Below are 23,577 nucleotides of genomic sequence, written 5' to 3' on the forward strand. Positions count from 1 at the left end.
TGGCAGCACGGGCTGCGCTCCGCCCGACCCCTCCACCGTCCCGGGGCTGCCGCTGCACGACGACCCCACCAGCGGAGTGTGACCGTACCCCGGCCACCCTTGTCAAACGGAAGGATCCTGCTTTTTCACCGGCAAGGCCGACCGACGCCACTCGAACGGTAACCCGATGATGGAGGATCGCGCCCCGTGGAGGGGGGCTTCGGCGGGTTTCGAAGGATGGAATGACGGATTTCAAAATCTGTCAACGGAAAATCGACACGCCTCGGCGGCGGGCCGATGGTAGGCGGGCGGCGAGCACCGGGGCACGGTACGGGCCGGTTGCACACCCAGTACCCCGGTATGTCCATCCGCGGTGTGGCGGTGCGGCGACGCGCTTGGGCCTGCGCGCCCGGGCCTGCACACCGGACGGGACCGAGCCGGACCTGACCGGAATGCGCCGGACCGGTCGAGCAACTGCCGGGCCGCGCGATCGGGCCCGGGCGCGCTCAGCCCGTCAGACCGGCGGTGATCAGGACGGCCCCCGCCGCCACGCAGCCGGTGCCGAGCGACGTCCAGAGCAGATCGGCCACCGCGGCCCGACCGGTCTCCGCCGCCGCCAGGACGACGCGGCTCGGCCGACGCGGGTCGTAGGAGATGCGGACGGACGCACCGGGCGCGAAGCGGGCCGGCCGGCGCAGCGGGGTGTGACCGCGCGGCCGGGTGAGCACCAGCTCGGCACAGCGCCCCGGGCCGGTACCGCCGGGCGCGGCCGGCGCGGAGAAGGAGAGCAGCGGCGCGCTGTCCAGCTCACCGTGCGCGGTGGCCTCGGCGACCACCGTGGCCACCGCCGGCACACCCCGGCGCCGCACGTGGTGGCGAAGGCGCACTTCGGCAGCGCACCAGAGCAGCAGTGCGCTGCCGAAGAACGCGAGCACGGTGCCGCCCACCGTGGCCGTCGTCGTGTCCACGCCTTGCCCCCAGCTCTGTCCACAGCCTGTGGACAGAGCCTCACAGTCGGGGGCCAACGCGGGACAGCTGTGCAGCGACCGGCGGGCGAACCGGGGGATACGGGGAGATGAACCGGCCGAACGATGCCGGGCCGGGCCCGCACCGGGTGCGGGCCCGAGTGGGGTGCGGGCCGAGGTGCGGGCCCGAGCGGGCACGGGACAGCGCCGGGTGCGGGCCCGCTCCGGGTCGCGCCCGAGTGCCACCGGGCGCCCGGCGAGCGGCGTCGGTCAGTCGACCGGGCGGATGAACCCCTGCTCGGTGAGCAGCCGCAGCGACTCCGGCACCCGGTCCCGCAGCACCACCCGGTCCTCGCCGAGCAGTTGCGCGATGGCGTCCACGATCTCGCCGGCCGACAGCGTCCCGTCGCAGACCCCGGCGAACCCGGCACCCACCGTGTCCACCTTGGTGGCACGCCGCATGCCCCGGTTGTGACGCAGGATCACGTGCTCCGGATCCTCCGCCCCGGGTGCGCCGACCTGCTCCTGGACCACCTCGTCGGCCAGCACGTACCGGGCCGCGAGCAGCCCCGCGTCGTCGTGCGTGCGCAGGTAGTCCTGCCGGTCGAACCACTCCTCGATGTGCGGGCCGAGCGGCTGCTCCACCGGGTGCGGCCACTCCTCCACCCGGACGGTCGGCCGCTCGGCACCGCTCGCCCGCAGGGTGATCCAGCCGAAGCCGACGCCCTCGACCCCGCCCTCCTCGAAGGCGTCCAGCCACTCGCCGTACCGGGCCTGGTAGTCGCCGCCGGGGCCGCGGTGGTCGCCGCCGTCACGCAGCCACAACTCGGCGTACTGGGCGACGTCCTGGACCTCCCGCTGGACGATCCAGGCGTCCAGGCCGGTGCCCGCCACCCAGCCGGCCAGCCGGTCGTGCCAGTCCTCGCCCTTGACGTGCTGCCAGTTGGCGAGCAACTGGCAGTAGCCACCGGGCTCCAGGTGCGCGGCGGCGGAGCGGACCAGGCTGCGGCAGAGGTCGTCGCCCGCCATGCCGCCGTCCCGGTAGGTGAACCGGCCGCCGGGCGAGATCACGAACGGCGGGTTGGAGACGATCAGGTCGAACTTCCGCTCCCCGACCGGCTCGAAGAGACTGCCGTCGACGGCGTCGGTGTTGTCGAACCCGGAGAGCGCGAGGGTCAGCTCGGTGAACCGCAGGGCGCGCGGGTTGAGGTCGGTGGCGGTGACCCGCTGGGCGTGCCGGGCGGCGTGCAGCGCCTGCACCCCGGAGCCCGACCCGAGGTCCAGGGCGGCCCTGACCGGCCGGCGCACCGTGATGTTGGCCAGCGTGGTGGACGCGCCCCCCACCCCGAGCACCAGGTCCTTGCGGGCGACGCCGTGCGCGGTCTCACCCGAGCCGATCCCGCCCGCGCCACCGACCGCGCAGCCCAGGTCGGAGACCACCCAGGCGTCCGAACTCGGCAGACCGGACACCTCGTTGGCGTACGGGCGGACGTCCACGGTGGCCCGCACCAGATCGCCGTCCGGGCGCAGCCAGCCGTCGGTCAGGCAGTCCTCGACCGGCAGCGCGGCGGCGGCCGCCCGGTACGGCACGGGCTGCTGCAGCAGGAACAGCCGCACCAGCGTCTCCAGCGGGCTGCCGCCGCGGGTGGCGCGCAGGGCCGGCACGGCCTCGCTGCGCGCCAGCGCGGCGTAGCCGGTGGGCCCGAGCAGGTCGAGGCAGCCGTCGGCGGTGTACGAGGCCGCGAGCAGCGCCTCGCGGAACTTGGCGAGGCGGGTCGGGTCGAGAACGGGGCTACTGATCACCCCGCCATTGTCCCCCGGGCCGCCGGGCCCGCTCCCCCGCCCGGGCCGACCGCACCGCCGGACGAGCCTTTCCCACGGGGCTCCAGGAGGCCCCCGAAGGGCCCACGCCTGGTCGGCCGGCGCTCGGCGGACGGTCCCGCCCACGGCTGACGGCTGACGGCCCACGGCTGACGGCTGACGGCTGACGGCTGACGGCCCACGGCTGACGGTCAGCGGCCGGGTCGGCCGCTGACCGGTCGGGTCAGCTCGCCGAGGGGGCGGCGGGGGCGGACGGGGCCGAGGTCGCGGCCGGGTCCGTCGCGGCCGCACTCCCCGTCGGGCTCGCGCCGTCCGTCGCGCCGGGCGCGGGAGTGCCGGTGCTGCCACCGGCCGTCGGAGCCCCGCTCGCCCCGGCGGTGGGCGCCGCGGCGGCCGAGCCCGGCTTGCAGCCCTCCTGCTTGGCCATCGCGGCACCGAGGTCGCCACGCTGCAGCTTGGCCTGCGCCTGGGTGGAGAGCGAGGCCAGCTGCTGCAGCTGGTCGGAGACGCTGCGCAGCCCGTCCGCGAACTTCGCCTGGTCGTCGTTGGACAGCGCGTCCAGCTTCTTCTGGACGTCCAGGTAACCGTCGGCCGCCTTGTTGAGCTCGGCGACGGTGTCCTTCTGGAGGGTCCCGCCGTCGTCGACCTTGGGCGCGCCGGCGGAGTCGATGGCCGCGGCGATGTCCTGGTTGGTCTTGGCCAGCCGTCCGATGTCGGCGGAGAGGCGCTTCTGCAGTTCGCCCGGCGCCTCGCCGGTCTTCACCTGGCCGGTGTCCGCCAGGGCGGTCTGTGCCTGGGCGATCGGGTCCTTGGCCGCGCCGCAGACGTTCGCCGCCCAGGACTCCAGCTGCTTGCTGTTGTCGTCGCCGCAGCCGACGGCGCCGAACGCCAGCAGCGCGCCGAGCGCGGGTACGGCCAGCAGTCGCTTGTTCACCGGGAGAGGCCCTTTCGGTTTCGGTCGTCGAACTGCGAACCTACACGGCCCCCACCCGGCCCCCGGTTCCCGCCCGCCCCGGCCCGATCGGCCTCCCCGGGCCCCGGCCGGACCGGCTCAGGCCCGCTCGACCCTGATCGGATCGCCCGGGCGGACGGTCCGCAGCACGTCGGGGTCCGCGTCCAGGGCGCCGAGGATGTTGCAGGGGGCGGCCAGCCGGCACTCCCCGTCCCGTGAGATCGGCGTCGGCCCGTAGGGCAGCGCGAGACTGTCCCCGTCCGTCCAGAACGCCACCGTGCCCGGCTCGACGACCTGTCGGGCACCGTCCTCCCTGGGCACGCTGACCGGCGTGCCGAAGTACACCTCCTCGCCCCAGGTGCTGGCCGACGAACTGATCGGCAGCACGCCCCAGAGCGCCTCGGCGGTGGGCGTGGCCTCAAGCGTGGCGAGCGCCTGACCGGCAGGCCACAGAATGCGAATCCGCATGGGTTCCCTCATCTACGACGGGCCCGATCGCTGATCGGGCCCGGTCGTGCCGAGAGCAGGGAACCGCTGAATTCAACAACCTGTCAATGCCTGCCCGCCAGGTGGACCGCTCGACGGCGGAACCGGCAGGCCCGGCGGCCGCGAAGGCCGGGAGACGGGCGGCAGGCCCGGGGTATCAGAGGACCGGAGGCCGGAGAACACGGGCTCGGTGACGGCGGGCGAGCGGCCGTGAGGACCGCAGCCCGAACCGAGGCGCCGGCCAAGGCCTTGTTGCAACGGGGAAGGCGAAGGATCGGTCCGCACGCGTCCGCGTGCGTCAGAGCACCATCGCATCGACCGAGACGGGCCAGCTCATCCGGATCAGGCCACCGCTCGCGCCGCTGGTGACTTCCAGCTCCTCGACCAGTCCGGTGATCACGGCGAGACCCAGGGTGTCCTCGTCCGGATCACCCTCGTCAGCCCCCGGGGCCGGAACGGTGGCGGGGCCCGCCTCGTCCTCGACCTCGATGAGGAAACGCTTCTCCTGGTCAGTGAGAGCGACCCGGACCGCACCGGTGATACCACCGCGCTGGTGCAGGCCGACCGCCCGCGAGCACGCCTCACCGACGGCGAGCCGGACTTCGTCGAGCACCGACTCGTCGACCCCGGCTCGTCTTGCCACAGCCGCAGCGACCAGCCGGGCCGTACGGACATGCTCGGGAAGCGCGCTGAATCGAAGTTCGACGGTTGCCATCTCTCCCCTTCGGGGTGTCCGGCCGGGGCCGGGCATGCGGGCCCCGGCGGGCCGGTCTCAGCCGGCCCCGGGGCGGCCGGGAGACCGGGGCCACGAGGGCCCCGGTACACCGGACGCGTGGATCGGGCGGGCCGGCACGGGGCCGGCCCGGCCGGGTCAGTCGGTCGAGTTGACCGCGTCGTCCACCGAGGTGTGGATCGGGAAGACCTTGGTCAGGCCGGTGATGCGGAAGATCTTCAGAATTCGCTCCTGGTTGCAGACCAGGCGCAGCGAGCCCTCATGGGCCCGCACTCGCTTCAGACCGCCCACCAGCACGCCCAGACCGGTCGAGTCGAGGAAGTCCACGCCCTCCATGTCGACGACGAGGTGGTAGTTGCCGTCGTTGACGAGCTCGACCAGCTGCTCGCGCAGCTTCGGGGCGGTGTACACATCGATCTCGCCGCCAACCTCGACGACCGTGCGATCGCCGACTGTACGGGTCGACAGGGACAGGTCCACGGAACCTCCAGCACCTTGCCTTGCTACGTCATTGCGATCTTCGGCCGGACGGCCGCCACCGCATGGATCGCGAGCCCCGGGCGCACCCAGCCACGCGTGGCGAGCCTCAGCGCTGCGACCCCCGGCCGTACGGCCGTCACGGCCACATTCAACCACCTGCGACCATGCCCGCACGATGGCTTACGACGATTCTCCGTCACGCCGGTGACACACTGGGTCCTCATGCCGCCCCGTCACAGCCTGCCCGAGGCACTGCTCGCGACCCTGTCCACCACCCGGGGGCGGTCGGACCGGCTCACCCATACGGAGCACCTTCCCGCCCGACCAGCCCGTTATTCACCCTGGCCCGACTCGATCCGGTCCGAGATCGTCGACTCCGCCCGGGCGCTGGGCGTGGAACGTCCCTGGGCCCATCAGGCAGAAGCGATGAATCTGGCCAAAAGCGGCCATACTGTGGTGATCGCCACAGGGACCGCCTCGGGCAAGTCGCTCGGCTACCTGGCACCGGTGCTCAGCGACCTGCTGGACGGCACCGAGGCCCGCAACGGCCGCGGCGCCACCGCGCTGTACCTGGCCCCGACGAAGGCGCTCGCCGCCGACCAGCGGCGACGGGCCGCCGAACTCGCCCCGCCCAGGGTCCGGCCGGCCCTCTACGACGGCGACACGCCGCCCGAGGAGCGCGAGTGGGTCCGCCAGTACGCCTCGTACGTGCTCACCAACCCCGACATGCTGCACCGCGGCATCCTGCCCGCCCACGCGCGTTGGTCCTCCTTCCTCAAGACGCTGCGCTACGTGGTGGTCGACGAGTGTCACAGCTACCGGGGCGTGTTCGGCTCGCACGTCGCCCAGGTGCTGCGACGGCTGCGTCGGATCTGTGCCCGGTACGGCGCCTCACCCACCTTCCTGCTCGCCTCGGCCACCACCGCCAACCCGGCCGCCACCGCCCGCCTGCTCACCGGGCTGCCCGCCGAGGCCGTCACCGAGGACGCCTCTCCGCGCGGTCCGATGGTCTTCGGCCTCTGGGAACCGCCGCTCACCGAGAACGTCGGCGAGCACGGGGCACCCGTGCGCAGGACGGCCACCGCCGAGGCCGCCCACCTGCTGACCGACCTCGTCGAGCGGGAGATCCGCACCGTCGTGTTCGTCCGCTCCCGCCGTGCCGCCGAACTCGTCGCGCTCCAGACCCAGGACCAGCTCGGTCGACCGCTCGCCGACCGGGTCGCCGCCTACCGCGGCGGCTACCTCGCCGACGAGCGCCGGGCGCTGGAACGCGATCTGCACACCGGCCGCCTGCTCGGCGTCGCCTCCACCTCCGCTCTCGAACTCGGCGTCGACATCTCCGGTCTGGACGCCGTCCTGATGGCCGGATATCCCGGCACCCGTGCCTCGCTCTGGCAGCAGGCCGGGCGGGCCGGGCGCGAGGCCCAAGGCGCGCTGGCCGTCCTGATCGCCCGCGACGACCCGCTGGACACCTACCTGGTGCACCACCCGGAGGCGCTGTTCGCCACGCCCGTCGAAGCCACCGTGCTCGACCCCGACAATCCGCACGTCCTCGCCCCGCACCTGTGCGCCGCGGCCGCCGAGCTCCCGCTCACGGACACCGACCTGGAGCTGTTCGGCCCCTCGGCCGGCCCGTTGCTGCCCGTCCTGGAACGGCGCGGACTGCTCCGCCGGCGCGGTGGCGGCTGGTACTGGACCCGCCGGGAACGGGCGTCCGACGCCGTCGACCTGCGCGGCAGCGGTGGCAGCCCGGTGCAGATCGTCGAGGCCCCGACGGGCCGCCTGCTCGGCACGGTGGACGCCTCCGCCGCCCACACCACCGTCCACACCGGGGCCGTCCACATCCACCAGGGGCGCAGCTACCTCGTCCGGGACTTCGACCTGGACAGTTCCGTCGCCCTGGTCGAACCGGCCGACCCGCCCTACACCACGGCCGCCCGCGACATCACCTCCATCTCGGTGCTCTCCACCGACACCTCCCTCGCCTGGGGCGAGGGCCGGCTCAGTTTCGGTTCGGTGGAGGTGGTCAACCAGGTGGTCGGCTACCTCCGCAAACGGATCTCCACCGGGGAGATCATGGGCGAGACCAAACTCGACCTGCCGCCCCGCACCCTGCGGACCCGTGCTGTCTGGTGGTCCGTCACCGAGGACCAGCTGCTCGACGCGGACATCCCGCCCGACCAGCTCCCCGGGGCCGCCCACGCCGCCGAGCACGCCTCCATCGGCCTGCTGCCGCTCTTCGCCACCTGCGACCGCTGGGACATCGGCGGTGTCTCGGTGCCCCTGCACCCCGACACCCAGCTGCCCACCGTGTTCGTCTACGACGGCCACGCGGGCGGGGCCGGATTCGCCGAACGCGGCTTCCAGCGCGCCGTCCAGTGGCTGACCGCCACCCGGGAGGCGATCGCCGCCTGCGAGTGCGAGCGCGGCTGCCCGTCCTGCGTGCAGTCGCCCAAGTGCGGCAACGGCAACGAACCGCTGGACAAGGCGGCTGCCGTCCGGCTGCTCGACGTCCTGCTCGACGGCGCGCCTGCGGTCGACGGTGACCGGGGAGAGGGACTGGACCAGAACCAGGGGCTGGACCAGGACCAGCGCCAGCCCCGGGGCCAGTCCAGTGGCGGGGCCGCGGCACGGGACGGGGGCGCAGCACGGGGCGAGGGCGGGGCGGCCGAGCCGTCCGCCGGGGACTCATGAGCCGCCCGCCGTCGCGCTGACATCCTCGTCCGTCGCGGCAGCCGGAGCGCGGACCGGGCCTGCTCGGGAACGGGCCCGGGCCGGTCCGATCGGCAGGCCCACCGGGACTCCGCCGATCCGGACCTCCGCCACCACCTCGACGGCGTCCGCCTCCCGCTCCACGGTGCAGGAGACCAGGGTGGCCGCCTGCGCCTGCGCGATCCCGGCCGCCCGACCGCACCCGCCGTCCGGGTCCAGCAACAGCCGGTCGGCCGCCGCGAGGGCCGCCAGATCGGCGGCCGACTCGGCGCGGTGGCGGGCGCCGACCACCGAGCCGACCGAGAGGGTCGCGGTGAACGTCGCACAGCCGAGCACCGCGAACGCGATCAGCCAGACCGTCGCGGAGCCTCTGTCGGGCCGCCGCCCCACCGCCGTGCAAGCGGCCCGGGCCCGCGTGACCCGGCCCACCAAGGCCGCGACCGGACTCAGGACGGCCATGGACCCGCACCTCCTCCCGTGCCCGCCAAGGTGTCCTCCCGCGCCGCCACGGCGGCCGCGCCGAGCCGGACGGAGAGCAGGCCGGCGAGCCTGCCCGGGGCCGCCGACGGCGCGTCCACCGTGACGCGAACCGTGTCGGCCTCGACGGCCACCTGTACGGCTGCCCCGGGCGGAGCGGCCGCGCGGGCGATCGCGGCGGCGTCCACCTCTCCGCGCGCGGCCGCCCGGGCACCCACCCGCGCCGCGTCGACGCAACGGATCTGCGCAGCCGCCGCAAGCACACCCCAGATCAGCATCACGGCGAGCAGGACGAGCGCCGGCAACGCCACCGCCGTCTCCGCCGTGACGAAGCCCGCGTCACGACGGTGGGGCCGTACCGACCGGGCGGACCCGGCCGACCGCCCGGCCGCCGGGCCGTCACGTCGCATGGAGCGCCCGGTCCAGGAGTTCGGCCAGAGCACCGAGGATGGCCGGACTGGTCACCACCTTGTACAGCCCGGCGGCCAGCGCGCACGCACCGACGGTGCCCACCGCGTACTCGGCGGTGGTCATTCCGGCATCCGACCTGCCCCTGGCGCGGGCTGCCCGCCGGATCCGGACGGCCGCCCAGCGGCTCCGACGGCGACACACCCCGACCAGGCTCCGGCACGGACGCCCGGTGCCGACGGACCTGAGCGCGATCACTGCAGTCATGTCTCTCTCCTTGGGTTTCCTGCCGCTTGAGGCCGACCGGCGACCCCTGCGACTTCTCTTATGCAGAAACAGTCTTGACGTCACATCAGATCGAACGGGCGAAGCCGGCGGTGAGCCCCATGACCACCGGAACCACGCTGATCAGCACGAACGCGGGGAGGAAGCAGAGCCCGAGCGGTGCCGTGGCGAGCACTCCGGCACGGCGGACGCGGGCGTGCGCCGCGCGGGCGGCCGCACTCCGACAGCCCTGTGCCAACCCGATCAGCGGTCCGGCCGCCGGGGCTCCGCTCAGACTCGTCCGAACCAGGCAGCGTGCCAGTGGCGCCAGGGACGGGTGCTCCTCACCCAGCCGACTCCAGCAGACCTCCGGCGGGGCTCCCAGGGCCAGTTCGGCCGCGATCGTCACCAGCCGGGGCCCCATCGGGGCACCGACACTCCGGCCGACCGCCGCCACCGCTGCGGCAGGAGAGGCGGCCGACCCGAGGCAGGCCGCAAGCAGCTCTGCCGTGAACGGGAGTTGCCGGGCGAGCTGCTCCTCCTCCCACGCGAGCCGCCGCGCCACCGGGGACTGCGACCTCGACAACCGCCGGTACAGACCCACGGCCAGCATGGCGCCCGCCACCACACCCGTGCCGCCGCCGAGCAGGACGGCCGCACCGGCTCCGGCACCGGCCGCCAGCACCGCCCGCCGCACCTGCCCTGCCGCAGCCGCGCCCGGTGCGGTGGATCCGGCACCCGGCAGGGCCCACCGCCACCGGCCGACCAACCGCCCGACCGGCATCGCGGCCCGCTCCTCGCCCGACGAATCACTCTGTCCGGCCCGGGCCTGCCGTCGGACCGGAGCGAAAGGCCCGGCCCGTCGGTGGGCCCGAGAGCGCGCCCAGGGCCCGGTGCCGGAGCCCAGCAGGGCGACCGCCCTCCGGCGCCCGGCCCGCTCCTTCGCCCACCGGTGCGGAAACAGCGCCCATGCCCCCAGACCCGCTACGAGGGCGACCAGTTCGGCACCGGCCGTCACGCCGATGCCGTCTCGGCCCGAAACGAACCGCTGGGCCCACCGGGCCGGGCCCGCGTGCGGGAGATGCCACACCGCCACCCGCCGCTGTCGAGCCGGCCGCCGGTTCCGGATCCGGGCTTGACCCCGAGCCCAGCAGCGACCCCGGCCGCGCTCGCACCTCGGCCCCCGGCCTCGGCCTCGGCCTCGGCCTCGGCTGCCGATCGTCCGCCGCCCAGAGGGTCCTCCAGGGCGCCCCGTGAGGCCGCCCGGACGATCCGGGCCGTCCACGCCACCCCGAGCCCCTCCAGGACCGCTCCGCCCACCAGGCAGGCGAGCCCGGCCGGGGTGTGCAGCAGGACGGTCACCGGCCGGGCGCCGAGCGACGCGCCGAGCAGCAGCCCGGCGACGGGAAGCGCCGCCAGAACCGCGACCGTCGCTCGCGGCGCGGCCAACTCGGCGGCGATCTCCTCCGCCAGCGCACGCTCGGCGCGCAGCGCCTCGGCGACTCCGTCCAGCCCGGCGGCCAGCCCGCCGCCGCCGTCGGACGTGACCCGCCAACAGGCGGCGATCGCAGTCGCCCCCCGCCCACCCGGCAACTCCGCGAGCAGGTGGAAGGCCCCGGGCACATCCCCGCCGTACCGGCCGGCCGCGAGCCGGGCCACCGGCTCCAGGCCGACCCGACGCAGGGCCTCGCCGTCCTCGGCGAGACGCGTGGTCACCACGTGCAGCGCCTGCTCGGGTGTGGCTCCACTGCGCAACTCCCCGGCCAGCGCCGCGCAGAGGTCCACCACCGCGGTGGCCCGCTGCCGGGCCTCCATCTCCACCGCGCGACGCAGTCGCCAGCGCCGCAACGGGACGAAGGCCAGAACGGCGGCCAGCACCGGGACGGGCGAGGCCGTTGCGTGCGCGGCCCCCAACCCACCCGGCAGGAGCAGCAGTTCCGGCGTCAACCACCCCGGTCTGCGGAACCGCGCGGCCACGCCACCTCCGGTTGCCACCGGCCTTGACCACGGGGACATCAACGCGCCACCGCTCCCGCCCCCTCCCCCGCCGCTGCCACCGGCGAGCAGGAGTCCGGACCGCCGGGTGCCCGTCACCCGGCGCTGCAGAGCGCACCACCCCGCCGATGCCGCCACACAGAGCACCGCCACCCAGCACAGCTCGAACTGACTTCTCGTCATGTCATTCACCCCTCTCGTCACCTGCTCTTGCTCTTGCCACGACACAGCCCCAGTAGCGCCGCAGCTCCGGCCACGCACCCGCAGATCAGCAGGCCGAACGCCAGCTCGACCGCGTCCGTGATCACGGCGGCCCCTGCGGGAGCACAGCCCCCACCGCCACCCCACGGGTCGCGAGCAACCGGAGCAGGCGCTCCCGGCCGACCCCGGGCACGGTGAAGCCGTCCGCCGTGAATGCCACCGCCGGGGTGGTGACGGCCAGCCCGTCGCGGTCTCCGGACAGCGTGTGGATCTCGGCGACCCGGCGCCGCCCGGAGGCCGGCTCCCGCACCAGGTGCACCACCACGTCCAGGGCGGCGCGGAGTTGGCTGTGCAGCGCCGCCCGGTCCAGCCCGGCAAGCGATCCGAGCGCCTCCAACCTGACCGGCACGTCCGCCGCCGCGTTCGCGTGCACGGTGCCGCAGCCACCCTCGTGGCCGGTGTTCAGCGCGGCCAACAAGTCCGACACCTCGGCTCCGCGGACCTCTCCCACCACGAGGCGGTCGGGCCGCATCCGCAGCGCCTGGCGGACGAGGTCCCGGAGGGTCAACTCACCGAGCCCCTCCTGATTGGGCGGCCGGCTCTGCAGCCGGACCACGTGGGGATGGGCGGGCCGCAGCTCGGCGGAGTCCTCGACCACGACGATGCGCTCGCCGGCCCCGGCCAACCCGAGCAGGGCCGCCAGCAGAGTGGTCTTGCCCGTCCCGGTGCCACCGCTGATCAGCAGGGAGAGCCGGGCCCGCAGGATGCCCGCCAGCAGCTCGGCACCGGCCGCGGGCAGCGCCCCGGCGGCCACCAGCTCGTCGAGCGTGAAGGGGCGGGGTCGGCAGACCCGCAGCGAGATGTGGGTGCACCCGGACGCGATCGGCGGCAGCACCGCGTGCAACCGGGTGCCGTCCGGCAGCCGCGCGTCCACCCAGGGCCGCGCGTCGTCGAGCCGGCGCCCGGCCGCCGTGGCGAGGCGGTGCGCCAGTCGCCGGACCGCCTCGGCGTCGGCGAAGCGAACGCCGGTGGCCCTGCGCAGACCGCCGCCCCGGTCGACCCACACCTCGTCCGGCCCGTTGACGAGCACGTCCGTGACATCGGGCGCCGACAGCAGCCGGTCCAGCGGGCCCGCACCCACCAGCTCGGCGCGCAGCGAGCGCACGGTGTCGAGGACTTCGTCGCCGCCGAGCGGCGGGCGGGTGGCCCGCAGCACCGCCGCGACGGACCCGGCCGTCGGCGCCGCGCCCGACTCGGCCAGCCTGAGCCGTACGGCGTCGACCAGCGCAGCCGTCCGCTCCTCCCGGGCCGTCCGCCCGTAGGGGGGCGGCTCGGGCCGCGGGCCCTGCTCCGGCGGCCCGGCGGCCGTCGCAACGCTGCGGAGCGGCCGGTGCTCCCTCGTACCGAGACTCCGCCCGGCGGCGATCGCCCTTCCTGTGCCTCGAAGACGAACCATCAGTACACACCTCCTCCCACCGCCGGCACCGGCGGCAGCACCTCGTCCAGGAAGGTTTCGCAGAAGCGCGCCAGCGGGCCCTCCGTTCGGATCCCGGGCGGCACGCCCTGCTCGACGTCGGCAGCCAGCCCAGGCTCCGGCTCCAGCTCCCCCGCCAGTTGGAGCCGCAGCCCCCGCGCGATCCGGTGGGCCGGGAGTCCGAAGGGCCGCAGCGGGCGCACCACGGCCCGTACGTCGTCGAGTCGCATCCGGACGGAGGCCGCGACCCGGTCGGCGGCCGCAACCGCGCGCAGTTCGGCCGGCACCACCAGGAGCGCCATGTCGGACTGCTCTAGCGCCTGCCCGGCGGCCGGGTCGAGCCGGCGCGGCACGTCGACCACGACCAGCCCGCCCCGGCGCCGGGCGGCGGCCAGCACGCTGCGCATGGCGTCGGGCGGCACGGCGAGCGTGTCGCCGCGGTCCCAGGACAGGCAGGAGAGCGCGGTCAGCCGTTTGAGCACCGGCAGCGCCTTGGCCAGTTCGGCGCCGCTGACCCGGCCCCGCGAGCCGGCCAGGTCGGGCCAGCGGAGGCCGCCGGCCGCCTCGCCACCGAGCAGGATGTCGAGCCCGCCGCCGAGCGGATCGCCGTCGACGAGTATGGTCCGCCTGCCCGTGCGCGCGGCCGTGACCGCGAGCGCACAGGCCAGGGTGGACGCGCCGGCGCCGCCCCGGCCGCCGAGCACCGCGACGGTGAGCGCCGGCGTGCCGATGCCCTCGGTGGCGTCGGCGATCCGATCGAGCAGCCAGGCTTCGGCGTCCGGCAGGAACAGCACGTGCTCGGCCCCGAGTTGGACGGCTCTGACCCAGACTCCCGGGTCGTCCAGGTCCAGCCCGAGCAGCAGCACCCCGGTCCGACGGGGAAGCCCGGCACATCGCTCGACCTGATCGTCCCCGACCAGCACGAGCGGCGCGCTCTCCCAGAGCCCACGCGTCGGCGGGGCTCCCCGGATCAGCCGTGGCTCGGTACCGGCGGCCGCGCAGAGCCGCAACATGTGCTCGGCCAGGCCTTCGTCCTCGGTGACGACGAGCGGGCCGGCGGCCTCCGGGCCGTGCGCGGCGGCGTGGTCGGTGAGTGGTGTCGACATGACGGTCTCCCCTGTGCGGCGCCCGGCCGCGCTGAGCGGTACGGGCACACATCCGGATGGACGCGGCGGGCGACCGCCCGGCCGACCCCGTAGGGCCCGCCCGGCAACCGCTGCCGTCCATCACGGTGGGGGGTGATCCGGATTCCGTCAGCCCGGTTCCGATTCCCTGTGGACAACTCGGGGCTGTGGATAAGTACGTTCACTCGGACGGGGGGCTATTGAGCAAAGAATTGACGAAACTGCCTCACCGAGAAGAACCGGCACATCACGGAGAGCCGGAACGGGCAGCATCCACAGGGGCCTCCCGAACACGCTCCGGGGCTTCTTCACACCCTCTTCGAAGCGCCTCGCGGGCACCTTCGGAGCGCGCACCGGCCATCGGCCACGCTGAGCAACTGGCCACGGAGAGTGATGAAAGCGGGTCGGCGCATTCTCGACCCGACACCCCTTGGAGATCACCACGGGCGGCCCGCGGAGTCTTCCGCAAGAGCCGTTCAAGCCCTGAAAATGGCCCCGGACGTGCGACGACCCCCGCCGGGGGGGAGAGCGGGGGTCGTCTATCCACAGCCCGACTCGGGGGGGAGGAGCCGGACCGGGTTAGCACGGTCGCGAACGATCCGTGACTTCCATGGTGTACCCGAGCGGCCAGAAACACAAACCCGCGCGCCTATGAGTACGCCGAATGGCGGGCGGTTTTGCGGCGCCCTCTATCCTCGGTTCCCGTGGACACCACCGAGAACGCCGACGAGTACGCCGACGAGTCCCCGGACTCCACCGCCGAGACCGCCGAGACGGCTGAGATGACTGAGACCGTGGAGCCGGCCGGGGCCGTCGAGAGCATCGAGAACCCGGCGACCGCCGAGAAGGCCGGGAGCGCAGGGGCGGCCCCGGGCGCCGCGGCCACCGGTCGGGGCGGGCCCGCCCCGACCGAGGAGCCCGGCGGGCCCGCCCCGGCCGGCCTCCCTGCCGCCCGCCCGCGCCCGGCCGGCCCCAGGACGGCCGCCTTCTTCGACCTCGACAAGACCATCATCGCCAAGTCGAGCGCCCTCGCCTTCAGTCGGCCCTTCTACCAGGGCGGCCTGATCAACCGTCGGGCCGTCCTGCGCAGTGCGTACGCCCAGTTCGTCTTCCTGGTCGGCGGCGCGGACCACGACCAGATGGAGAAGATGCGCGAGTACCTCTCCGCGCTCACCCGGGGCTGGAACGTCCAGCAGGTACGCGAGATCGTCGCCGAGACCCTGCACAACCTGATCGACCCGATCATCTATGACGAGGCCGCCTCGCTGATCGAGCAGCACCATGCCGCCGGCCGCGACGTGGTCATCGTCAGCAGCTCCGGCTCCGAGGTGGTCGAGCCGATCGGCGCGCTGCTCGGCGCGGACCACGTGATCGCCACCCGGCTGAAGATCGAGGACGGCCGCTACACCGGCGAGATCGACTACTACGCCTACGCCGAGAACAAGGCAGCCGCCATCCGGGAGTTGGCCGAGGTCGAGGGGTACGACCTCGCCCAGTGCTACGCCTACAGCGACTCCTCGACGGACCTTCCGCTGCTGGAGGCGGTGGGCCATCCCTCCGCCGTCAATCCGGACCGTGCGCTGCGCAAGGAGGCGGTGGCCCGGGAGTGGCCGGTGCTGGTCTTCGACCGCCCGGTGGAACTGCGACGACGGCTCCCGGAATTCTCCGCGCCGAGCGGCTCGGTGCTGACGGCCGTGGCGATCGGCGCGGCGGTGCTGACCGCCGGCGTGATCTGGTACGCGGCGCGGCGGCGCCGGCCGGCGGCCTGAAGGCGTGCGCAGCCGGCGGCAGGTGCACGGGGCGGACCGGGCGCCCGACCCGTACGCCCGGCGGCCATCACGTGCGCCCCGTTCCAAAGGTGACTTTGCCTGCCGGTTTGGTACAAAACGGGCAAAAGCCGAAGACTTCTCGTTTCGGGTTCCCCTTTCCCCCGAAACGCGATACAAAGGAAGCACGGCCCGCGAGACCCGGTCAGGACCGAAGAGGTCAAACCGACAACGCAGTTCAGGCCCCACGGACCGCACGTACAGATAGTCGAGCACCCACATGCAGCCGACCCGCTGTCGGGCCGCCGCACCAGACGAACGGGCAGGATCCCCGTCTGATGGGCACTTCCGGTGCATGCATGGTCACCCGGCACCTGTACCAGCGGCGGCATCCGGCAGGATCGGGTGCCGCCGCATCTTCGTGCCCGGCGCGGCGCGGTCCGGTCAGACCATGCCGCGCTGCATCGCCTCGCAGACCGCCGTGCTCTCCCGCACGCCGAGCCGCAACGCCCGGCCGCAGTGGCCGATCCAGGCCGCCAGACCCTCCGGCGTCCCCGCCAGGTACCCGGCCAGCGCACGCCGGTAGGCATCCGTGCCGAGCTCCGCGAAGCCGACCTCGGCCGGGCAGATCGACTTCGGGTCCAGCCCCTCGGCGATCAGCACGACCCGCTGCGCGGCGCGCGCGATCACGCCGTTGTGCGAGCCGAACGGACGCAGCGCCAACAGCTCCCCGTGCACCACCGAGGCCACCACCAGGGCCGGCGTTCCGACGCCCTGCCCCTCGGCCCGGGCGACCAGCAGCCGGGAGAGCTGGTCGAGCCGGGCGGCGACCTCCTCGGCCCCGGGAGCCGACGGCAGTTCGATCGCCGGTCCGGCCGGACCGGCTTCCACCTCGACGCTCTCCACCGGCTTGAGCTCCAGCGGGAACAGGGCCTCCACGCCCTCCCCGGCCTGCCGCGGCCGCCCCGCCGCCGGGTCGGCGTCACCGACCGCCAGCAGGTGCAGCCGGGCCAGCACCTGGAGCGGGGAGTGCCGCCAGATGCTCAGCAGCTGGCCGGCTTCGGCCGCGATCCGCAGCGCGGCGCCGACCGTACGGGACTCGGGGTCGGCGCTGAAGTCGGTGCGGCGCCGGACCTCCTCCAGCGGCCAGTCCGCCCCGGCCAGTGCCGCCGAGGCGCGGGCGCCGCGCAGCGCGGACTCGGAGGTGACCTCGTCCGCGCGGCGGCGCATCACCCGGTGGCCGTAGAGCCGGTCGACGGCCTTGCGCACCTCGGCCACCGCGTCGGGCACCCCGGGGAGCTGGGCCAGCGGGGCGAGGGGATCTGTTCCAGTGCTCACCTACCCGAGAGTAATGAACGAGACGCCCCTCCCGGAACAGCAACCCCGCATCACCCGTTAGAGGCAATCCTCACTTCCCTTCGACGATGAAGCCGAAACCGCGGATAGCATGGCCACTATCGGAGACGATAACGATTTCCAATTCCGGAGATCGTCGGCCTCGGCGCAGCGCGGAAGCGACCCTGAAGGGCCGCGCGGAAGCGGCCCGGAAGAGGCCCCGAGAAGGCGGCCCCGAGGTCGGGCCCCAGAGCGAGAGCGGGAGTCCCAGATGAAGATCGCCTTCGTCGGCAAGGGTGGCAGCGGCAAGACCACGCTGTCCTCACTGTTCATCCGCCATCTGGCCGCCGCAGGCCGACCGGTCATCGCCGTCGATGCCGACATCAACCAGCACCTCGGCCCCGCACTCGGCCTGACGGACTCCCAGGCCGCGGAGCTGCCGTCCCTCGGCGCCCACCTTCCCGAGATCAAGGAGTACCTGCGCGGCGACAACCCGCTGATCCGGTCCGCCGAGGAGATGATCAAGACCACGCCGCCCGGTCGGGGTTCGCGCCTGCTGCGGATCGTCGAGGAGAACCCGGTGTACGCGGCCTGCGCCCGTCCGATCGCGCTCGACGAAGGGTCGGTGCGGCTGCTGGCGACCGGCGCCTTCACCGAGGAGGACCTCGGGGTGGCCTGCTACCACTCCAAGGTCGGCGCGGTCGAGCTGCTGCTCAACCACCTGGTCGACGAACGGGACGAGTACGTCGTCACCGACATGACCGCGGGCTCCGACTCCTTCGCGTCCGGGCTGTTCACCCGCTTCGACCTCACCTTCCTGGTGGCCGAGCCGACCCGCAAGGGGGTCTCGGTGTACCGCCAGTACAAGGACTATGCCCGGGACTTCGGCGTCCGGCTGCGCGTGGTCGGCAACAAGGTGCAGAGCTCCGACGACCTGGAGTTCCTCCGCGCCGAGGTCGGGGACGACCTGCTGACCACCTTCGGACAGTCCGACTGGGTGCGCCGGCTGGAGCGGGGCGCCGAGCCGCCGCTGCGGACCCTGGAGCCGGGCAACCGCGCCGTCCTGGAGCAGCTGCGCGCCGAGGCGGACGCCGCTCACGACCGCCGGGACGCCCTGCGCTACACCGAGCAGGCCGTCCTCTTCCACCTCCGCAACGCGGAGAGCTGGGCCAACGCCAAGGTCGGCATCGACCTCGCCACCCAGGTGGACCGCGACTTCGTGCTCGGTGGCGAGCAGCCCGCCCCCGCCGGGGCCCACGCCTGACAACCGGCTCCGCCACGTCGGGACCGCCACCGCCGCTCCACGCCGCCGACGGGCCGCGACCTCCCCACACGGGGGAGGCCGCGGCCCGTTCTCGCGCGTCCGGCGTCGACCCGGACGCCGTCAGCAGATTTCCATCGGTTCGAACACCACCCAATGGGGTGAATCCAGGGCGCTGGCCCTACCGTCCGAGATGACGCTGTGCAAAGCTTTCATTACCCTCGGTTTACCGAGTCTTGATGGTCCTCTCTGCGGCCTGGTCCTCCACGGCTTCTTCGAGGCCCCCCTTGATGGTCCACGGCCCGGCCGGTGACATCCGCGATCCCCGCCGCGCCCAACGCCATCCCGCCACACCGTCGCAACCCACGACAGCCGATCCGAGTCCCCGAGCCCCCCAACCGGACTCACCACCGGACCTGACTGCGTTCGTTCCCCGGAAAGACGGGAAGACAATGACCCTCGACATCTCCAGCGCACCCATCGCCTCCGACACCAACGACCACGCCCCGCCCGGCCCGCCCTCCCGCAGCCGTTGGGTGCAGGACTGCTCCGCCTCCCTGGTGGTCTTCCTGATCGCAGTGCCGTTCTCCCTCGGCATCGCCCTGGCCACCGGCGCCCCACTGACCGCCGGCCTCGCCGCGGCGGCCGTCGGCGGCATCGTCGTCGGACTCTTCGGCGGCACTCCCCTCCAGGTCAGCGGCCCGTCCGCCGCACTGACCGTGATCACCGCCGGCCTGATCACCCAGTACGGCTGGCAGGCCACCTGCGCCATCACACTCGCCGCCGGGCTGCTCCAACTCCTCCTCGGCGTACGGCGGGTGGCCCGCACGGCGCTCGCCGTCTCGCCGGCCATCGTGCACGGCATGCTGGCCGGCGTCGGCCTCACCATCGCCATCGCGCAGCTGCACGTCGTCCTCGGCGGCTCCCCGCAGAGTTCGGCGCTGGCCAATCTCCTCGCGCTGCCGGACCAGCTGGCGGGCCCGCACCCGTCCGCACTGGCCGTCGGCGCCGTCACCGCCGCCGTCCTGCTCGCCTGGCCCAGGCTCTCCCGGCTCCCCGGCCGGGCCGGGGTGTTCGGCGCCCGGCTGGCCAAGGTGCCGGGCCCGCTGGCCGCCGTAGGCGCCGCCACCGCGCTCTCCATGACCCTGGGCCTGCAGCTCGCCCGGGTCGAACTGCCCGCCTGGCAGCCGCACGACCTCGTCCCCGACCTGCCGCACGGGCCGCTCGCCGCGGTCCTGGCCGCCGTGCTGACCGTCACCGCCGTGGCGAGCGTCGAGTCGCTGCTCTCCGCCGTCGCGATCGACCGGATGTCGCACCGCACGGGGGACCTCGACCGCGAGCTGCGGGGCCAGGGCCTCGCCAACATGATCAGCGGCCTGCTCGGCGGGCTCCCGATCGCCGGCGGCGCGGTGCGCAGCACGGCCAACGTCCGGGCCGGCGCGCAGAGCAGGTGGTCCTCGATCCTGCACGGTGTCTGGGTGCTCGCGGCAGCACTGGCGCTCACCGGCGGGCTCCGCCGGATCCCGCTCGCCGCCCTGGCCGCGCTCGTCCTGGTCGTCGGCCTGCAGATGGTCAGCTTCGCGCACATCCGCAAGGTGCATCGACACCGCGAGTTCCCGGTCTACCTCACCACCGTGCTCGGCGTGGTGCTGCTCGGGGTCCTGCTGGGCGTGGCGCTGGGCGCCGCGACGGCCGTCCTGCTCGCCCTCTACCGGCTGACCCGCGCCCACGTGGACGTCCTGGCCGGCCCCGACGGCTCGTTCACGGTCCAGACGCACGGGCCGCTCACCTTCACCGCGGTGCCCCGGCTGAGCCGTGCACTGGGCGGCATCCCCGCCACCGCCGATGTGGCGGTCGTCCACGACGGCTCCTTCCTGGACCACGCCGCGTACGAAACGCTGCACAGCTGGCGAACGGGCCGGCAGGCGGCCGGTGGCCGGGTCTCGATGGTGACGCGACGCCAGGACGACGAGGTCCTCGATCCCGACGGCACCGTCCGGGCGGGCAGCTCCTCCGGCCCGCACCGCTGCCGGGCCTGGACCCCCTGGGTCGGCCACCACTGCATCGATCAGCAGGAGGATCCGCACGGCCGGCTGCTGGACGGCGTCCGGGTGTTCCAGCTGCACACCGCCCCGCTGGTACGCCCCGAGCTCGCCCGGCTCGCCCGGGAGGGGCAGACGCCCTCCCAGCTCTTCCTGACCTGTGCCGACTCGCGCATGGTCACCAGCATGATCACCAACAGCGGCCCGGGCGACCTGTTCACCGTCCGCAACGTGGGCAACCTCGTACCGGCGCCGTTCGAGCCGGGCGCGGCCGACGACTCGGTGGCCGCCGCGGTGCAGTACGCCGTCGAGGCGCTGGAGGTGCGCTCCATCACGATCTGCGGGCACTCCGGCTGTGGTGCCATGAAGGCCCTGCTGGACGGCGTGCACGAGCGGCCGGGACCGCCGACTCCGCTCACCCGCTGGCTGCGCAACGGCCGCGGCTCGCTCGACCGGCTGCGCCGCGCCCCCGCCGAGTTCACCGCCCGCCCGGTGGCCGACCTGGTGGAGCAGCTCTGCATCACCAATGTGGTCCAGCAGCTGGACCAGCTGATGGCGAACCCCGCCGTGGAGCGCCGGGTCACCGAGGGCACCCTGCGACTGGTGGGGATGTACTTCGACTTCGCCACCGCCCAGGCCTACGTGCTCGATCGGGAGAGCGGTCGGTTCAGTCCGGTCGAGGCCCTGGGCGGCACGGCCGGTCCGGCACCCTGCGACACGCCCGGGCGAAAGAGTGAATTCGAACAGGTCTCTGCCGCCGGCGCGGACCTCACCACGGCCGCCGCCACCGGGGGCGACCCCCGGCTGGCCGCCTGAGAGCCGGGCCCGTGCCCTGCCGGGCGGGCCGGGGCACGGGCCCACTTCACCGCCTCGCCGCCGAGGCTCGACCCCTCGGCCTACCGTTCGACTCTCGGTCAAAGGTCTACACCAATTACCCGGCGCCTCTTGTCAACCGACCACTTCGCCTGGTGAGCTGTGCGCTGGGACACACGGGACAATCCCCACGCACGGGATTGACCCCGATCATGACTCGATGAGGAGTGCGCGTTGAGCAACGAGAGCCTGGCCAACCTGCTCAAGGAGGAGCGGCGCTTCGCCCCGCCGGCAGAGCTCGCCGCCGCCGCCAACGTCACCGCGGCCGCGTACGCGCAGGCCTCCGAGGACCGCCTGGGCTTCTGGGCCGAGCAGGCCCGCCGCCTCACCTGGGCCGTCGAGCCCACCGAGACGCTCGACTGGTCCAACCCGCCGTTCGCCAAGTGGTTCGCCGACGGCAAGCTCAACGTCGCGTACAACTGCGTCGACCGCCACGTCGAGGCGGGCAACGGCGACCGGATCGCCATCCACTTCGAGGGCGAACCCGGTGACAGCCGCTCGATCACCTACGCCCAGCTCAAGGACGAGGTCTCGCAGGCCGCCAACGCCCTGCTGGAGCTCGGCGTCGCCAAGGGCGACCGGGTGGCGATCTACCTGCCGATGATCGCCGAGGCGGTCGTCGCGATCCTCGCCTGCGCCCGGATCGGCGCCACCCACTCCGTGGTCTTCGGCGGCTTCTCGGCCGACGCCGTCGCCTCCCGGATCCAGGACGCCCAGGCCAAGCTGGTCATCACCGCCGACGGCGGCTACCGCCGCGGCAAGCCGTCCGCGCTCAAGCCCGCCATCGACGAGGCGCTGACCAAGGCCGAGGGGGTCGAGCACGTCCTGGTGATCCGCCGCACCGGCCAGGAGGTCTCCTGGACCGAGGGCCGCGACGTCTGGTGGCACGAGATCACCGCGCGCCAGTCCACCGAGCACACCCCCGAGGCGCACGACGCCGAGCACCCGCTCTTCATCCTGTACACCTCGGGCACCACCGGGAAGCCCAAGGGGATCCTGCACACCTCGGGCGGCTACCTCACCCAGGCCAGCTACACCCACCACGCCGTCTTCGACCTCAAGCCGGAGTCCGACGTCTACTGGTGCACCGCCGACATCGGCTGGGTCACCGGCCACTCGTACATCGTCTACGGCCCGCTCGCCAACGGCGCTACCCAGGTCATCTACGAGGGCACCCCGGACACCCCGCACCAGGGCCGGTTCTGGGAGATCGTCCAGAAGTACGGCGTGACGATCCTCTACACCGCGCCCACCGCGATCCGCACCTTCATGAAGTGGGGCGACGACATCCCCGCGAAGTTCGACCTCTCCTCGCTGCGGGTGCTGGGCAGCGTCGGCGAGCCGATCAACCCCGAGGCGTGGATCTGGTACCGCGAGCACATCGGCGCCGGCAAGGCCCCGATCGTGGACACCTGGTGGCAGACCGAGACCGGCGCGATGATGATCAGCCCGCTGCCGGGCGTCACCGAGACCAAGCCGGGCTCCGCCCAGCGCGCCCTGCCGGGCATCTCCGCCACCGTCGTCGACGACGAGGCCAACGAGGTCCCGAACGGCTCCGGCGGCTACCTGGTGCTCACCGAGCCGTGGCCGTCCATGCTGCGCACCATCTGGGGCGACGACCAGCGCTACATCGACACCTACTGGTCGCGCTTCCAGGGCCGCTACTTCGCCGGTGACGGTGCCAAGAAGGACGAGGACGGCGACATCTGGCTGCTCGGCCGGGTCGACGACGTCATGCTGGTCTCCGGCCACAACATCTCGACCACCGAGGTCGAGTCGGCCCTGGTCGGCCACCCGTCCGTCGCCGAGTCCGCCGTGGTCGGCGCCACCGACGCCACCACCGGCCAGGCGATCGTCGCCTTCGTCATCCTGCGCGGCAGCGCCACCGACAGCCCCGAGCTGGTCGAGGAGCTGCGCGCGCACGTCGGCCGGACGCTCGGCCCGATCGCCAAGCCGAAGCAGATCAAGGTCGTCGGCGAGCTGCCGAAGACCCGCTCCGGCAAGATCATGCGCCGACTGCTGCGCGACATCGCCGAGGGCCGCGAGGTCGGCGACACCACCACGCTGGCCGACAGCTCGGTGATGAGCCTGATCCAGTCCCAGCTCCCCCCGGCGGGCAGCGAGGGCTGACAGCCCGTCGAACGGCGCGGTGGGCCCGGCGGGGGGGGACCCCCCCGGGCCCCCGGTGGGGCCCCCCCCCCCCCCCCCCCCCCCCCCCCCCCGCGGCGG

The 23,577-nt window shown here is 73.8% G+C and carries 18 protein-coding genes and 1 pseudogene; 5 read left to right on the forward strand and 14 right to left on the reverse strand.

Translation table 11 applies throughout. The features are described 5' to 3' along the window. Positions 1 to 485: 485 nt before the first annotated feature. The 6 genes from ACFVYI_RS02405 to bldG form a co-directional block, all read right to left on the reverse strand. Positions 486 to 947: a DUF3592 domain-containing protein gene (locus ACFVYI_RS02405; RefSeq protein ID WP_387880645.1), complete on the reverse strand. Its 462-nt coding sequence runs from the start codon at positions 945 to 947 to the stop codon at positions 486 to 488. 267 nt (positions 948 to 1,214) lie between these two features. Continuing rightward, on the reverse strand, positions 1,215 to 2,747 hold the full coding sequence (locus ACFVYI_RS02410) for a methyltransferase (RefSeq protein ID WP_387880647.1): 1,533 nt from the start codon (positions 2,745 to 2,747) through the stop codon (positions 1,215 to 1,217). A 241-nt stretch (positions 2,748 to 2,988) separates the two neighbouring features. Then, positions 2,989 to 3,699 (reverse strand): small secreted protein, encoded by a 711-nt coding sequence (locus ACFVYI_RS02415; RefSeq protein WP_387880650.1) that lies wholly within the window; start codon positions 3,697 to 3,699, stop codon positions 2,989 to 2,991. A 117-nt stretch (positions 3,700 to 3,816) separates the two neighbouring features. Then, on the reverse strand, positions 3,817 to 4,185 hold the full coding sequence (locus tag ACFVYI_RS02420) for a cyclophilin-like fold protein (protein ID WP_387880653.1): 369 nt from the start codon (positions 4,183 to 4,185) through the stop codon (positions 3,817 to 3,819). 316 nt (positions 4,186 to 4,501) lie between these two features. Continuing rightward, entirely contained in the window at positions 4,502 to 4,918 is a 417-nt protein-coding gene (locus tag ACFVYI_RS02425) for an ATP-binding protein (RefSeq protein ID WP_387880656.1), read from the reverse strand. A gap of 156 nt (positions 4,919 to 5,074) precedes the next feature. After that, on the reverse strand, positions 5,075 to 5,416 hold the full coding sequence (gene bldG / locus ACFVYI_RS02430; RefSeq protein ID WP_148644090.1) for an anti-sigma factor antagonist BldG: 342 nt from the start codon (positions 5,414 to 5,416) through the stop codon (positions 5,075 to 5,077). Positions 5,417 to 5,638: 222 nt separating this feature from the next. On the opposite strand from bldG, the gene ACFVYI_RS02435 reads away from it, so the two are divergent. Next, positions 5,639 to 8,110: a DEAD/DEAH box helicase gene (locus ACFVYI_RS02435; RefSeq protein WP_387880659.1), complete on the forward strand. Its 2,472-nt coding sequence runs from the start codon at positions 5,639 to 5,641 to the stop codon at positions 8,108 to 8,110. Here the strand turns inward: ACFVYI_RS02435 and ACFVYI_RS02440 are convergent. The 7 genes from ACFVYI_RS02440 to ssd all read right to left on the reverse strand — a co-directional run bounded on the left by ACFVYI_RS02440 (position 8,105) and on the right by ssd (position 14,053). Then, entirely contained in the window at positions 8,105 to 8,587 is a 483-nt protein-coding gene (locus tag ACFVYI_RS02440) for an Rv3654c family TadE-like protein (RefSeq protein ID WP_387880661.1), read from the reverse strand. The two genes, ACFVYI_RS02435 and ACFVYI_RS02440, sit on opposite strands and share 6 nt — an antisense overlap. Continuing rightward, positions 8,575 to 9,015, reverse strand: coding sequence for a TadE family type IV pilus minor pilin (locus tag ACFVYI_RS02445; protein WP_387880664.1), 441 nt, complete (start codon positions 9,013 to 9,015; stop codon positions 8,575 to 8,577). Before ACFVYI_RS02445 ends, ACFVYI_RS02440 begins: the two co-directional genes overlap by 13 nt. After that, on the reverse strand, positions 9,005 to 9,139 hold the full coding sequence (locus ACFVYI_RS02450) for a DUF4244 domain-containing protein (protein WP_387880666.1): 135 nt from the start codon (positions 9,137 to 9,139) through the stop codon (positions 9,005 to 9,007). The genes ACFVYI_RS02445 and ACFVYI_RS02450 overlap by 11 nt, the downstream gene beginning before the upstream one ends. A 226-nt stretch (positions 9,140 to 9,365) precedes the next feature. Next, positions 9,366 to 10,061, reverse strand: coding sequence for a type II secretion system F family protein (locus tag ACFVYI_RS02455; RefSeq protein ID WP_387880668.1), 696 nt, complete (start codon positions 10,059 to 10,061; stop codon positions 9,366 to 9,368). Between the two features lie 230 nt (positions 10,062 to 10,291). Then, positions 10,292 to 11,224: a type II secretion system F family protein gene (locus ACFVYI_RS02460; protein WP_387880671.1), complete on the reverse strand. Its 933-nt coding sequence runs from the start codon at positions 11,222 to 11,224 to the stop codon at positions 10,292 to 10,294. Between the two features lie 352 nt (positions 11,225 to 11,576). Beyond that, a complete protein-coding gene (locus ACFVYI_RS02465; RefSeq protein WP_387880672.1) occupies positions 11,577 to 12,929 on the reverse strand; it encodes a TadA family conjugal transfer-associated ATPase in 1,353 nt (450 codons plus the stop codon). Continuing rightward, on the reverse strand, positions 12,929 to 14,053 hold the full coding sequence (gene ssd, locus ACFVYI_RS02470) for a septum site-determining protein Ssd (protein ID WP_387880674.1): 1,125 nt from the start codon (positions 14,051 to 14,053) through the stop codon (positions 12,929 to 12,931). Before ssd ends, ACFVYI_RS02465 begins: the two co-directional genes overlap by 1 nt. 989 nt (positions 14,054 to 15,042) lie before the next feature. On the opposite strand from ssd, the pseudogene ACFVYI_RS02475 reads away from it, so the two are divergent. Beyond that, a pseudogene (locus ACFVYI_RS02475) lies at positions 15,043 to 15,840 on the forward strand (HAD family hydrolase); the annotation flags it as partial. 441 nt (positions 15,841 to 16,281) lie between these two features. Here the strand turns inward: ACFVYI_RS02475 and ACFVYI_RS02480 are convergent. Continuing rightward, positions 16,282 to 17,175: an oxidoreductase gene (locus tag ACFVYI_RS02480; RefSeq protein WP_387880677.1), complete on the reverse strand. Its 894-nt coding sequence runs from the start codon at positions 17,173 to 17,175 to the stop codon at positions 16,282 to 16,284. 268 nt (positions 17,176 to 17,443) lie between these two features. On the opposite strand from ACFVYI_RS02480, the gene ACFVYI_RS02485 reads away from it, so the two are divergent. From ACFVYI_RS02485 to acs, 3 genes are all read left to right on the forward strand, one after another. Beyond that, entirely contained in the window at positions 17,444 to 18,436 is a 993-nt protein-coding gene (locus ACFVYI_RS02485) for an ATP-binding protein (RefSeq protein WP_387880679.1), read from the forward strand. A 449-nt stretch (positions 18,437 to 18,885) separates the two neighbouring features. Further along, positions 18,886 to 21,291, forward strand: coding sequence for a SulP family inorganic anion transporter (locus tag ACFVYI_RS02490; protein ID WP_387880682.1), 2,406 nt, complete (start codon positions 18,886 to 18,888; stop codon positions 21,289 to 21,291). A 231-nt stretch (positions 21,292 to 21,522) separates the two neighbouring features. Continuing rightward, complete coding sequence (gene acs / locus ACFVYI_RS02495; protein WP_387880684.1) at positions 21,523 to 23,478, forward strand: acetate--CoA ligase; 1,956 nt, start codon at positions 21,523 to 21,525, stop codon at positions 23,476 to 23,478. Positions 23,479 to 23,577: the final 99 nt, after the last annotated feature.

Source organism: Kitasatospora sp. NPDC058218 (assembly GCF_042882445.1).
Classification (GTDB): domain Bacteria; phylum Actinomycetota; class Actinomycetes; order Streptomycetales; family Streptomycetaceae; genus Kitasatospora.

What these genes read in the sequence shown, in the direction of transcription:
- ACFVYI_RS02485 (WP_387880679.1), top strand. Translation starts at nt 17,444, where the DNA reads ATGAAGATCGCCTTCGTCGGCAAGGGTGGCAGCGGCAAGACCACGCTG.
- ssd (WP_387880674.1), bottom strand. Translation starts at nt 14,053, where the DNA reads ATGTCGACACCACTCACCGACCACGCCGCCGCGCACGGCCCGGAGGCC.
- ACFVYI_RS02450 (WP_387880666.1), bottom strand. Translation starts at nt 9,139, where the DNA reads ATGACCACCGCCGAGTACGCGGTGGGCACCGTCGGTGCGTGCGCGCTG.
- ACFVYI_RS02440 (WP_387880661.1), bottom strand. Translation starts at nt 8,587, where the DNA reads ATGGCCGTCCTGAGTCCGGTCGCGGCCTTGGTGGGCCGGGTCACGCGG.
- ACFVYI_RS02490 (WP_387880682.1), top strand. Translation starts at nt 18,886, where the DNA reads ATGACCCTCGACATCTCCAGCGCACCCATCGCCTCCGACACCAACGAC.
- ACFVYI_RS02455 (WP_387880668.1), bottom strand. Translation starts at nt 10,061, where the DNA reads ATGCCGGTCGGGCGGTTGGTCGGCCGGTGGCGGTGGGCCCTGCCGGGT.
- ACFVYI_RS02435 (WP_387880659.1), top strand. Translation starts at nt 5,639, where the DNA reads ATGCCGCCCCGTCACAGCCTGCCCGAGGCACTGCTCGCGACCCTGTCC.
- ACFVYI_RS02425 (WP_387880656.1), bottom strand. Translation starts at nt 4,918, where the DNA reads ATGGCAACCGTCGAACTTCGATTCAGCGCGCTTCCCGAGCATGTCCGT.
- ACFVYI_RS02465 (WP_387880672.1), bottom strand. Translation starts at nt 12,929, where the DNA reads ATGGTTCGTCTTCGAGGCACAGGAAGGGCGATCGCCGCCGGGCGGAGT.
- ACFVYI_RS02445 (WP_387880664.1), bottom strand. Translation starts at nt 9,015, where the DNA reads ATGCGACGTGACGGCCCGGCGGCCGGGCGGTCGGCCGGGTCCGCCCGG.
- ACFVYI_RS02420 (WP_387880653.1), bottom strand. Translation starts at nt 4,185, where the DNA reads ATGCGGATTCGCATTCTGTGGCCTGCCGGTCAGGCGCTCGCCACGCTT.